This is a genomic window from Chamaesiphon sp. OTE_8_metabat_110, from assembly GCF_031382685.1.
Lineage (GTDB): Bacteria > Cyanobacteriota > Cyanobacteriia > Cyanobacteriales > Chamaesiphonaceae > Chamaesiphon.
Genome location: NZ_JANMZA010000652.1, coordinates 1 through 12,593 on the forward strand (window position 1 = coordinate 1; position 12,593 = coordinate 12,593).

The 12,593-nt window shown below is 48.6% G+C and carries 10 protein-coding genes and 1 pseudogene; 7 read left to right on the forward strand and 4 right to left on the reverse strand.

The genetic code is table 11. From position 1 onward, the window contains the following. Nucleotides 1–51: 51 nt before the first annotated feature. From RMO52_RS23500 to xth, 5 genes are all read left to right on the forward strand, one after another. Complete coding sequence (locus RMO52_RS23500) at nucleotides 52–5,712, forward strand: AAA family ATPase (RefSeq protein WP_310419202.1); 5,661 nt, start codon at nucleotides 52–54, stop codon at nucleotides 5,710–5,712. Nucleotides 5,713–5,976: 264 nt separating this feature from the next. Further along, a complete protein-coding gene (locus tag RMO52_RS23505) occupies nucleotides 5,977–7,500 on the forward strand; it encodes a response regulator (protein WP_310419185.1) in 1,524 nt (507 codons plus the stop codon). A gap of 91 nt (nucleotides 7,501–7,591) precedes the next feature. Continuing rightward, nucleotides 7,592–7,876, forward strand: a complete 285-nt coding sequence (locus RMO52_RS23510) for a (2Fe-2S) ferredoxin domain-containing protein (RefSeq protein WP_309737709.1) — start codon at nucleotides 7,592–7,594, stop codon at nucleotides 7,874–7,876. Nucleotides 7,877–8,004: 128 nt separating this feature from the next. Continuing rightward, a complete protein-coding gene (locus RMO52_RS23515; RefSeq protein ID WP_310419188.1) occupies nucleotides 8,005–8,349 on the forward strand; it encodes a DUF952 domain-containing protein in 345 nt (114 codons plus the stop codon). A 197-nt stretch (nucleotides 8,350–8,546) separates the two neighbouring features. Continuing rightward, nucleotides 8,547–9,359, forward strand: coding sequence for an exodeoxyribonuclease III (gene xth / locus RMO52_RS23520; protein WP_310419191.1), 813 nt, complete (start codon nucleotides 8,547–8,549; stop codon nucleotides 9,357–9,359). A 13-nt stretch (nucleotides 9,360–9,372) separates the two neighbouring features. Here xth and RMO52_RS23525 read toward each other — a convergent pair whose 3' ends face one another. Both RMO52_RS23525 and RMO52_RS23530 read right to left on the reverse strand, forming a co-directional pair. After that, nucleotides 9,373–9,846: an RES family NAD+ phosphorylase gene (locus RMO52_RS23525; protein WP_310419194.1), complete on the reverse strand. Its 474-nt coding sequence runs from the start codon at nucleotides 9,844–9,846 to the stop codon at nucleotides 9,373–9,375. After that, nucleotides 9,843–10,274 (reverse strand): antitoxin Xre/MbcA/ParS toxin-binding domain-containing protein, encoded by a 432-nt coding sequence (locus RMO52_RS23530; RefSeq protein WP_310419197.1) that lies wholly within the window; start codon nucleotides 10,272–10,274, stop codon nucleotides 9,843–9,845. Before RMO52_RS23530 ends, RMO52_RS23525 begins: the two co-directional genes overlap by 4 nt. A 42-nt stretch (nucleotides 10,275–10,316) precedes the next feature. On the opposite strand from RMO52_RS23530, the gene RMO52_RS23535 reads away from it, so the two are divergent. After that, nucleotides 10,317–10,439, forward strand: a complete 123-nt coding sequence (locus RMO52_RS23535; protein WP_309737703.1) for a hypothetical protein — start codon at nucleotides 10,317–10,319, stop codon at nucleotides 10,437–10,439. 40 nt (nucleotides 10,440–10,479) lie between these two features. Here RMO52_RS23535 and RMO52_RS23540 read toward each other — a convergent pair whose 3' ends face one another. After that, complete coding sequence (locus RMO52_RS23540; RefSeq protein WP_309737702.1) at nucleotides 10,480–10,791, reverse strand: hypothetical protein; 312 nt, start codon at nucleotides 10,789–10,791, stop codon at nucleotides 10,480–10,482. 8 nt (nucleotides 10,792–10,799) lie between these two features. Beyond that, the gene (locus tag RMO52_RS23545) at nucleotides 10,800–11,369 is read right to left on the reverse strand and encodes a type I-MYXAN CRISPR-associated protein Cas6/Cmx6 (protein WP_310419199.1); all 570 of its coding nucleotides are present in this window, start codon (nucleotides 11,367–11,369) and stop codon (nucleotides 10,800–10,802) included. Nucleotides 11,370–11,786: 417 nt separating this feature from the next. On the opposite strand from RMO52_RS23545, the pseudogene RMO52_RS24900 reads away from it, so the two are divergent. Then, nucleotides 11,787–12,593 (forward strand): annotated as a pseudogene (locus RMO52_RS24900) (helicase); the annotation flags it as partial.

The window sequence follows — 12,593 nt, forward strand, 5'->3', positions numbered from 1 at the left end:
TCGCCCCCGCCGCCACTCGATCGAACGTAGCGAGTAAACTTTTAACAGCTAATTCCCGCCCATACAACCGTTCGGGAATTAGCTGTCAAAAGTTTACTCGATACGTTCGATCGAGTGGCGGCGGGGGCGAGCGACTTGGTATTGGTTGCAGGCTGTTCGGGGATTGGTAAAACGGCGCTGATTAATGAAGTTCACAAACCAATTACGCGTCAGCACGGCTATTTTATCAAAGGTAAATTCGACCAATTCAATCGAAATCTGCCGCTGTGGGGCTTCGTGCAAGCCCTGCGGGATTTAATCGCGCAGTTGACGAGCGAAGGTGAAGATCGCGTAGCCGCATGGAAAGGTCAGATTTTGGCAGCGGTGGGGCATAACGGACAGGTGTTAATCGCCGCAATTCCCGAGCTGGAGCAGATTATCGGCGCTCAGCCGCCTGCTGTCGAGTTAGCGCCAGCGGAGGCACAGCAGCGATTTAATGGCTTGTTTCAAAAGTTAATTGCGGTATTTACCACTCGCGAACACCCCCTGACGATCTTTTTGGATGACTTGCAGTGGGCGGATGCGGCTTCTTTGGAGTCGATCGAGCTATTGATGGCAGGTAGGGGCTATTTACTGATTTTGGGGGCGTATCGGGACAATGAAGTGGCATCGAGGCACTTATTGATGTTGACGATCGAGCGATTGCAGCAAGCCGATCGAGCGATCGGCACGATTAGTCTAGCACCGTTGACCTTCGATGATACGGCGCGATTGGTCGCAGATACGTTACGGTGTCCACGCTCCCGAACCCAACCCCTAACCGAACTCATCTTCCTCAAAACCGAAGGGAATCCGTTTTTTACCACCCAGTTTCTCAAGGCTTTATATGACGCGGGTGAGATCTGGTTTAATGCCCAGGGCAATTGGGAATGTGACATCGCCAGCATCCAAACTTTGGCACTGAGCGATGATATTGTCGAATTTATGGCAGCCCAGCTCCAAAAATTGCCGCCGCCAACCCAACAGCTCCTCAAATTAGCCGCCTGTATCGGCAATAGTTTCGACCTTCAGACCCTGGAAATCGTTGCCGAACAGTCGCGATCGAGTGTGGAAACTCTACTGTGGCAAGCATTAGAGGCTGGTTTGATTTTGCCTAGCGGCAAAATATACAAATTCGACCAGGATTTACAGGATTTGGAGGATTTACAGGATTATGTTGCTGGTGGGAGTCATGCTCCCGACGACTCGCCCAGTCTCCCAGTCGCCCATTCGCCCATTCGCCCAGTCTCCCCCACTCCCCCACTCCCCCACTCCCAACCCTCTACCCTCTACCGCTTCCTGCACGATCGCGTCCAGCAGGCGGCATATTCCTTAATTTCCGAGCAGCAACAACAAACGCACTTACAAATCGGACGGTTGTTACTCGCCAATACTCGATCGCAACCGCCGCTCGCAAATTTGTTTGAGATCGTCAGTCATTGGAATAAGGCGAAGGCATTGGTGCAGGAGCCAGCCGAACGTGCGCTGCTGGCACAGCTCAATCTCCAAGCGGCGCGGCAAGCCAGAGCTGCCAATGCTTATGGTGCAGCCTTTAGGTATGCACGGATCGGCACGGAGATCCTGGGCGAGTCGGGATGGACGCAGCAATATCCGCTGACGCTAGCACTCTATGAAACACTCGCCGATGCGGCTTTCCTCAGTGGTGACTTTGAATCGGTACCTGGATTGGTGCAAATTGTCTTAGAGCGCGCGCGGACGCCGCTCGATCGCGCTAAAAGCTATGAGACGATGATTCGGTATCATGGGATTAAAAAGCAATATCAACAGGCGATTGCTAGTGGGCTAGCAATCCTGCAACAATTAGGGACTAAAATATCTCCAAAACCCGATCGCTTAACGCTGCTGCGAGAATTAGTTAAAACAAAAATTGCCCTGATGGGTAAATCAAACGAGCGATTGTTAGCTTTACCAGAGATTGTCGATCCAAAAAAAATTGCCCGATTGAACATCTTGAATCTGTTACAGTTTTCAGCTTTTTTCTGTTCGCAGGAATTGATGGCGGTTGTGAGTTTTGTAGGTATTCGACTGACTTTGCGGGATGGTAATACCCCTTGGGTGGCGAGTTTTTATGCTACTTACTGCATTGTAATTTCTAGTTTGGGTGAATTAAAACAGGCTTATCGAATCGCGCAACTGGCAATTATGCTAGCCGATCGGTATGCTAATTTAGCAGTTACCGGACGAGTAAAAGTAATTGCGCCTTGGTATGCTCTACCTTGGCAAGAGCCGTTGCGCGGCACGATCCCGATGTTGGATGAGAGTGTGCGGCTGGCGATCGAGGGTGCCGATTTACAATATATCGGTATCAATGCGGGGGTCGCGATCGCCACGAGATTTTACGCTGGCATCCCGTTAGATGAAGTAGTCGATCGCCTAGAGGCAGCAGCAGCATTAATCGTCCGCTCGAAGGACGAAAATAGCCAGCAGTTTTTCGATCTGATGCGACAGACGATCGTTAATTTACATACACCATCAGATCGACCGACGGATATTTTTAAGGGGCAAGATGAGATCTCATTAGTATCTCAGTGGCAATCTAAAAATGAAGCCATCCTGTTATCGACGATGTATGGTTTCCAAACTTTGCTGGCTTATCATTTTGAAGATATTCCCAATGCTTTAATCTCTGCCGACGCTCAATTACCCTATGAGTACTCAGCCAAGGGCGGTTACTCGATCGCGCGAATTTGGCTATTTGATGCCCTGACGCGATTGGCAGCCTATTCCCACAGCGACAAACGAGTTCAGCAAAAATTACTCAAGCGCATCGATGCGGCTCACCGCGAGTTAGGCAAACGCGCTCGATCGATGCCCGGTAATTTTCAACACCAATACGATTTGGTAGCCGCCGAAAAATGTCGGGTGTTGGGCAATTTTAGTCGAGCGATCGAATTGTACGATCGAGCGATCGCGGGAGCTAAGGCAAATGAATACCCGCAAGAAGAAGCCTTAGCCAACGAACTGGCGGCTAAATTTTATCTAGCTTGGGGCAAAGCCAAAATTGCCGCAGTTTACATGCAGGCGGCTTATTATGGCTATGTCTTATGGGGAGCTAAAGCCAAAACCGCCGACCTCGAACGCCGCTATCCGCAGCTCTTAGCGCCGATTTTAGCTGCCCGTCAGGTCGAAGTTGATGCTCTGGCAACGCTAACTCAGATTACCAATTATGCCGCCGTCCCGCCCGAGCGGACGGATGCGACTGGTTTCGATCTGGCGATCGTCATTCAAGCCGCCCAAACCCTAGCAAGCACGATCGAACTAACCGAACTCATCCGGCAACTAAGTGAAATCCTGCTCCAGAATTCTGGCGCTCAGACGTGTATTTTAGTCTTGCCAGATGACGATCCCGATCGCTGGCTGATTCGCTCCCAAAGTGTCATTGCCAAGGGTACCCAGGCGACGACGACCCAGCTATCGCAACCGTTAGCCGATGGGTTTGACTATCCCGCTAACTTAATTTACGCGATTAAAAATACCCAGCAAGCGGCGCTCTTGGACGCGCGGCAACCGTTGGCGATTCCCGACCTCTATTTACTCGAACATCAACCTGCGAGCGTCTTTTGTCTGCCGATCGTCAAACAAGAGCGCGTCTTAGGCGTGGTGTATTTAGAACACCGTCACCAGCCCGCCATTTTTACCCAGCAGCACCAGACCGTAATTACCTTTTTATGTCACCAAGCCGCGATCGCGCTAGATAATGCTCGGTTATACAAATCTCTCGTCCAACGTTCGGCGGCGATCGAAGCTTCCCTAGATGGCTTTGCAATCCTCGATCGCGATCGGTTTATTTATCTCAATCAGAGCCATGCCGATCTGTTTAGCTATACCGTCGCCGAACTACTCGGTCGCCATTGGCGCTGCTTGTATACTCCCGACCAGCTCCAACAGATTGAGAGCGTAGCCTTCCCCGCGATCGGTAAATGTGGTCGCTGGCGCGGTGAAGCGATCGCGCTCCGCAAAGACGGTAGCACTTTCAATCAAGAAGTCACCTTGTTTTCACTTGACAACGGTAAACTAATCTGCATCTGTCGAGATATTACCGATCGCCAGACGATGGAGATCGCCCTGCGTCAGTCCGAACGACGGTATCAAAAGTTAGCTGATAATATTCCGGGCATTATCTATCAGTTTCGGATCGCGCCGGATGGCAGTATGTCCTATCCTTACGTCAGTTCGGGCTGCTGGGAACTACTCCAACTTACTCCCGCCGAGGTGATGGCTGATGCTAACTGCGCGCTCGATACGATCCATCCCGAAGATCGCATTCAGTTGCGCGGAGTGATGGCTCAGTCCGCACGCCAGATGACGCCGATCGCCTGGGAAGGGCGGATGCTGCCGCGTGCTGGTGGCATTAAATGGATTAAGTATGCCGCGCGTCCGGAACTCCAACCGGATGGCGCGATCGTCTGGGATGGGGTGATGCTCGATATTACCGAACAGCAAGCTGCGTTACACGAACGCAAAATCGCCGAAGCCAAACTCTCGCAGACCAATCACCGCCTCGAATCAACCAACCAAGAACTCCAACGCGCCACCCGACTCAAGGACGAATTTCTCGCCACCATGAGTCACGAACTCCGCACTCCCCTCAATGCCATTCTGGGGATGTCGGAAGCTTTACAGGATGACGAAGTTTTCGGCACACTCAACCTTCAACAACTAGAGGCGATCGCGACAATCGAGCAAAGTGGCGAACATCTATTATCACTGATTAACGATATCCTCGATGTTGCCAAAATTTCCGCAGGTAAACTCGAACTCCATCTCGATCGCGTCTGTTTGACCGAACTGTGTAAATCTAGCTTACTTTTAGTCAAACCCCAAGCGATCGCCAAGCAGATTCAGATCGAAACCCAGTTAGCGGTTTCGCTAGATTGGATCGCTGTAGACGAACGCCGGATGCGGCAAGTGCTGATCAATTTACTCAATAATGCTGTCAAATTTACGCCTCCTGGCGGTCGGGTTAAATTGAGTGTCAGCATCGCAGCGGCGGATGGGGCTTGGTTGTGTTTTTCCGTCAGCGATACAGGAATTGGGATTAGGGATGCCGATCTCGCCAAGCTGTTTCAACCCTTCGTCCAAATCGATAGCAGCCTCAATCGCAAATACTCCGGCTCTGGCTTGGGGCTGGTGCTAGTCAAGCAAATTGTCGAATTACATGGCGGTACGGTGACGATCGCGAGCGAAGTTAACAAAGGCAGTTGCTTTAGCGTGATGCTACCCCCGGATTGCTGGCAGCTAGAGTCAACCCCCAGCCAGACGATCGCCGATCGAGATCCCCCCGCCCAGCCGCGTGTTGCGCCGACGATTTTACTAGCTGAAAGTAGTGAAGTCATTATCGATACTTTCGCCAACTATCTCACCGCCAAAGGCGATCGCGTCATCGTAGCTCGAACTGCCCCCGCCGCGATCGACCTAGCTCGCAGTCACGCTCCCGATCTCATTTTGGTCGATCTCCAACTTGCCAGCGCGGATGGGAGAGCGACCTTTGAGGCGCTGTGCCGCTTCCCCAGCCCCGTTATCGCCATGACGGCTGGTTTTAGCACTGAGGATCGCGCTCGCTGTTTGCAACTTGGCGCGGCGGCTTACCTCACCAAACCCATCAAACTGCTCGAATTGCACCAGCTCATTCAAGATTGTTTGTACTCAGATCTTGCCTCCACAGATTACTAGTGTTTTAGTGAATAGTGAATAGTGAATAGTGGTTAGAGGGTGCAAGATTGTCTACATTTAAATTGACCACAGATTAATCTTGAAGTATGCTTGGGTATACTAAATACATACCCGATCGATCGATTTAGTTTATACCGATCGGCTTCGATCTATCTTTGCCAGGAATAAGCGCGATCGAGCATGATTATCCTTGGCAGAATATAATTAAGCTTGAATACAGATCTGTAGTTAGATCCATCCCTATCGCTACTTGAGTTTATGCAGATGAATTTTCAAGATGAATACGATCTGGTAGAAGCAGCACCAATGAAAACGTTGGCACCATATGTAGACAGACTCGACAAGCTAGATCGGACGATTTTGGAGGCGCGAGTGAGTAAATCGATCGCCGCCGAAGCGATCGCCACCGAACAGGTGGCGGATCTGTATTTAGAATGTGGTAAGGACAAGGTTGCTGCCGTCTATTTGCAAGCAGCTTACGATCTGTATGTCACCGCTGGCGTGACGACCAAAATCGACTACCTCGAATATACTCATCCCCATTTATTCGCCGCCCAGCCAGCTCCCATCGCGGCAACTAGCTACTTTACCGATGAATTTATTGCCACCCTCAGCCATGAATTTCGGAACCCGCTCAATGGGATTTTGGGGATGTCTGAAGCCTTATTAGAAGAGGTCTTCGGGACGATGAACGAACGCCAACTCAATGCGGTGACGACGATCGATCGCAGTGGAGGCTACTTGCTGGCAATGATTAATAACATGGTGGATCTGTCGCAACTGCAAGCCGGGAAGCTAGCACTAGATCTTACCCAAGTCTCTGTCGCCGAGCTGTGCAACTCTAGCACGTCCTATGTCCAGCACCACGCCATTCAAAAACAAATCCAGCTCGACACCGAACTACCGCCGCAGACTGGTTATATCGCTGTCGATCTCCAGCGGATGCGGCAAGTCTTCATCGATCTGCTCGAACGGGCGATCGATGCGACTCCCGTAGGCGGTAAGGTTAAATTGGCAGTGAGGATCCAACCGCAGCAGCGCGAAACGGATCGATCGACAATCCAGTTTTCGGTCATTGATACTAGCAAAGAACTCTCTCCCACCCGCAACGATAACGAGCGCGTCTCCCAATTTGCCGCCGAGCTGAATACGCAAGGTCGCGGCTTTGGCTTGATGCTGGTACACCCGATCGTCGAATTGCATGGTGGGACGATCGAGTATCACAGTGCGATCCCCGGAAACGGTGCCGCCACCGGACGCGGTTCGATCGTCAATATCTGCTTACCCGATACCCACTCGCCAAGCGATCTGACGACACTCAGCGGGAGTCAAGCAGCGCCGCAACTCGCCACCTCCACGCAGACGTTCGCGCCAGATCTGCCAGAACTACCACTGATCCTCATCGTCGAAGATAACGAACTCAATATCAATACAATTGCTAGCTATCTAAGTGCCAAAGGCTATCGCCCGATCGTCGCTGGCGATGGTGCCGCCGCGATCGAACTCACCCAAAAGTTTCATCCCGACTTGATTTTAATGGATATTCAAATGCCCGGAATGGATGGACTCGCCGCGATCGCTTCCATTCGCCAACAGCCAGATCTCGCCAAAAGTCCGATCGTCGCGCTCACCGCCCTTGCCCTCGAAGGCGATCGTGCTAAATGTCTGGCTGCTGGAGCCAATGAATATCTCACCAAACCAGTCAAACTCAAACAGCTCAACGAGACGATCCAACATTTTTTAAGCCTTCCAGATATCGATACGATTTCTGGAGATTTATGGCAATAGGCTTTAGGTCTTAGGCTTTAGGATTTGGGGTTTAGGGAAAACAATATTAGTAAATATTTTGTTTTTACTTTTGCAGGAGATCTATTAAAAAATGGCTGACAATTTAGTTGATGCTCAGCGATCGCCCGAACCGATTTGCATCCTCGTCTGTCAAAATCGGACTTGTCGCAAACAAGGTGCAGCAGACGTTTTAGCCGCTTTTCGAGCGATCCAGCCCCCGACGATCGCCTATGAAGGTTGCGGCTGTTTGGGCAACTGTGGCAATGGGCCGATGGCATTAGTTCTACCAGCCAGAATATGGTATTATCACATTCGACCTCAAGATGTCTCCACAATTATTGCCGCTGCTACTGCTGAATCATCGAATTGTGAATAGTGTTTTAGTGGATAGTGTTTTAGTGGATAGTGGATAGTGGATAGTGAATAGTGAATCTCTATTACTTATTACTTATTACCTATTACCTATTACCTCTTACCTCTTACCTATTACCTCTTACCTAACTAATGAATACTATCCTGCATATTACCTCTCGCGATCGCTGGGAGACCGCCAAAAATACCGGGACTTATCGCAGCGATTCATTATTAACTGAAGGTTTTATTCACTGTTCTACATTAGCCCAAGTTATCGGATCTGCCAATCGCTTTTTCCAGCAGCAAATAGACCTAGTTATTTTGATGATTGATGTCGATCGAGTCACTTCGGAAATCAAGTACGAAGGTGCAGATCCTCAGAATTTATTTCCACATATCTACGGCACTCTCAATATCGATGCCGTCACCCAATCGATCGATATTGAAACTGATTCAGATGGTTTATTTGTGATGCCAAAGGAGTTAATAAGTTAATTGAGAATTGATTTAGTTAGTAGGGTGGGCAGTGCCCACCAGCTATGTTTCAGGCAGAATATATTTTATAAAAATTGCATCTATACTACTTCCCTGATTATTTTAGCTGCTAGAATTAGCTATGAGTTATGTGGTGGGCAGTTCCCACCCTACCAAAACCCAAATCCTAAAGCCTAATCCCTCAAGCCTAAAGCCTAATGAAAATTGCTACTTGGAACGTCAACTCGATTCGGACACGGCTAGATATTGTCACAAATTGGTTGCAACAAAATCCAGTCGATGTCCTCTGCATCCAAGAAAGTAAAGCCACTGACGAACAATTTCCGATCGCCGCGCTCGAAGCTTGTGGTTATCATGTCTATATCTCTGGCCAAAAATCATACAATGGGGTAGCCATATTTAGCAAACAGCCACTAACTAATGTTAGCAAAGGTTTTGGTGGCATCTTAGCAGCCGAATTAGTCGGCGATTTAGACGAACAAAAGCGGGTAATTACTGGCACTCTCGATGGCGTCCAGATCGTGAATCTCTACGTCCCGAATGGAAATACATTAGGCAGCGATAAATACGCTTACAAGCTGCGGTGGTTGGAATTATTAGGTACATATCTAAACACCCTCATTACATCCGGTCAGCAGTCAATTTGCGTCTGTGGCGACTTTAATATTGCCCTCGAAGATATCGATATCCATAGCAAAACGGTATCTTTAGATCGCGTCATGGCAACTCCCACCGAACGCGAACTACTCCGTAACTCTGTGCTCGATTTAGGCTTCCAAGACAGTTTTAGGAAATTCACCACCACAGGCGGACATTTTAGCTGGTGGGATTATCGTCAACAGGGATTCGAGCGCAATCGCGGCTGGCGGATCGATCATCTTTATCTCACACCAGATTTATTCGATCGAGCCACTAATTGCACGATCGATATCGAGCCACGAAAGTTAGTCCAACCCAGCGATCACGCACCTGTAATTGTGGAGCTTTCCACATGCGATCCACATAATTGAATATCAAGAATAATTAATTATTTTTCCAAAGTCTGGGATCTAACTCAAATGGTTGCGAAGATCCTAAACTTAACTTAGCAAAATCGGGGTGGGCTGGATTGATTAGATAGTTGTACTCTATTGGAATAACTACCGAAGGCACTGCTAAAATCGCCGTTGACCCCGCTTGAAACCATCGATCGCCCGTATTCGCCAAAACAACAGGTGCAGGAATATGACGCCAATCTATCGGTAACTGAGCCACTTCTAAATAGTCGATCTTTACCTCTGGTGGCACATCGACTCGAATACCAGCCAACATCGCCGCAACATCTTCAACTTCCATGTGGACAAAGACTTCTAACGCTGCTAATGAGAGCGTTCCCGAAGTATAGACCATCCCCTGTCCGCGAGAATTCCAGCGTCCGCCGACTCGTCTTGCACCTTCACCACTAAAAGCTGTATCTGCATACTTACGCTTAGAAATTCGCCACAGACTCAAACTCAACTGTACACTCCATACTCAATTCGATCGAGTAATTCCGATACCTGCTCTGTCCCGGCATCTGTATCGAGTAGCTCGACAGGAGCATGACCATTTAACGCTCGATTGGGTCGTTTCAGCCAGCTAGTCGCCGTATCAGCACTTTCAAATACATCCTGCGCTTGAGCTGCAACCCTCGCCATTCGGTACAATCGGTCCGACCAAGTGGCGTTTAAAGGCTTGTCTTCTTTTTGAAGTCTGACGATCGTGCGTACTGAAGTTCCTACCACCTTGGACAGATCGGCATCTGAAAGTTGGTAGTAACTAGCAACTCGCTTAAAAGACTCGATCGAGAATCCGCGCCTTACTACTTCAATATCTGCATTCGCTGAAGCTAAATTTGTCGAACCCGGAATTCCCAGGATAGCCAGTAATTGTGTTGATGAAGTCATGATTTACCTCGATCTAGGCATCTGTCTCAATTTTAACGCTAAATGCTCGATCCGCAACCTCATCAGTCCGATGGCGATCGCGTAACCATGCAATTTTGGTCGATCTTTAGCATCAACGTGGGTCGGCTGGTAAATCTGGGCAACGTAACTCCAAAAGTGAAGTAAAAAGAAAAAGCTTGCCCGATCTTCCATCAGCATTCCCTCATTATTTTTGAACTAAATACCCTTGTGGAACTATATCTTGATAAATATAGATATCGGTTGGTGTCGATCGATCGGTATCGGCATCATAAATTTCTCGCTGAGTTATTCTAAAATTTTGCGCCCCTTTCGTTCTGGGTTTTAATTGCTCCCGTTCTACAAAACTAGCACTGTAATGGGATCTAAATAATGCAGTCAGTCCGGCTAGATTGAACTGTAGGGTGGCTTTATTAGCGGTATCGAAAAAGAGGTAAAGAACCCACATCCCATCTTTTGCTTGCCGCCACAGCCAGCAATCTGCAACGCGATTCTCCACGGGAGAGGCTACGCCAACGAATCAAGAGCATCGAGCTTATCTACAACAACACTAAAACCAACAACTTTGTGTTCGTGTACTTTTAGGGCTTTGCGATCGGGCAGACTTAAATTGTTGTTGGGAATATAAACGTTACTATCGTCAATCTCCAATTTTTGAAGTTGGTACTTTACTGCCCGAATAAATGGTTCTGGCTCTTGAAAACCTTTAATTACCACTAACCGAGCCTTCAACGTTGGGGCTGGAGAGATCGGGTGAATATCTGGCGGCTGGAACACGAGTGAATATCGATCGATTTTGAGTAATTTGTGAACTAGTTGCAGAAATAGAGGTACATACTCTTGTAACGTTCTAATTCTTAGTTGCAAATTTTCATTGAGGACAATTTCTCGATGACCATTAGGTTTACCGCCGATTGTCGCCATGCTCCAGTTAGTTGTTATTTTATGAACTGCTGAATAGGTTAAGTTCAAAATTTCCCGTCCCGTACAACCAACTCCATGTAATTGCTCTCTAGCCCGATCGGAGGTCGCTTGGAGGTAACGCGAACGTCGAAAATAAGTACTAATTAGGCACACTGCTTGGAGAAAATCACCACCTTTGACATCCTTGAGTAGCGGCTGCTGTTGAAAGCGACGTTCTCTTTCTGCCCTGTCGATACAGTAAATGCAACTGAACCATCTGAACTGTGACTAGATCGGGTGGGAAATTTAATAATTCACCAGATAGCCCAGATCAACATTTTATAATATTAGGTAGATCCGATAAGTTCTCCCACTCTCGACCTTTTTCCAAGCGATCGATATAAGTTATTTCACAATATTTTATAACTGGCTCATCAATATGTGGATGAGAGAGTGTTGCTGCTGCGATCGTGACCAAAAGCTTTGGGATGGCGTTTTTTCACATTCTAAGTTTCGTTGTTGATATTTCTTCAATGTAAGCTATTTTGCTAATTGGGATAAGATTGTGGGACATTGCATCCATCTCCCACCATGCCTGCTACCCCCGAAATAGGGCAGATCGTTAACGTCCGCGCCCGTCAGTATTTAGTCGAAGCCGTTACTCTGCCGATTCATCCTCAAGGGGATACATTGGTGTCACTGGCTTGCTTGAATGATGATGCTCAGGGGCAAGTGATAGAAGTCTTTTGGGCGCGGGAGATCGATGCGGAGATTTTGGGAAATTCGACTTGGGAGCAGGTTGCTCAACAGGGATTCGTTCGCGTAGCGTCTCCTCGGAGAATCGACCCCACTACTTCTCGGCTTATCTCCATACCCTGCGCTGGAATTGCGTTACTTCTACCAATCCCAAGTTGTTTCAGGCTCCTTATCGGGCGGGGATTGAAGTTAAGGCGTATCAGTTGGAGCCATTGCGGAAGGCTTTGTTGATGCCTCGTGTCTCGCTGTTTATTGCTGATGATGTGGGCTTGGGGAAAACGATTCTCCAGGGGGAGAGGCTTCGCCAACGAGGCGGGGCTAATCTTGCGGGAAATGATTATGCGCCAGAAGATTCGGCGGGTGGTAATTGCTTGTCCGCCTTCGGTGGTACGGCAATGGCAAGAGGAGATGGAGAGCAGATTTGGGCTGCTATTTCAGGTATGCGTTGGCGTAGCCTCTCGGAACGAGACTCGATTCTCAACTCACCAAAACTATGCGGGAGTTAGCCCTGCGTTTTGAACATAAGTTATTTCTCTCGGCGACTCCCCATAATGGGCACTCTAACAGCTTCACAGCCTTGTTAGAGATACTCGATCCGCAACGGTTCTGTCGTGGGGTATTCGAGCCAGAGAAGCATCAAAA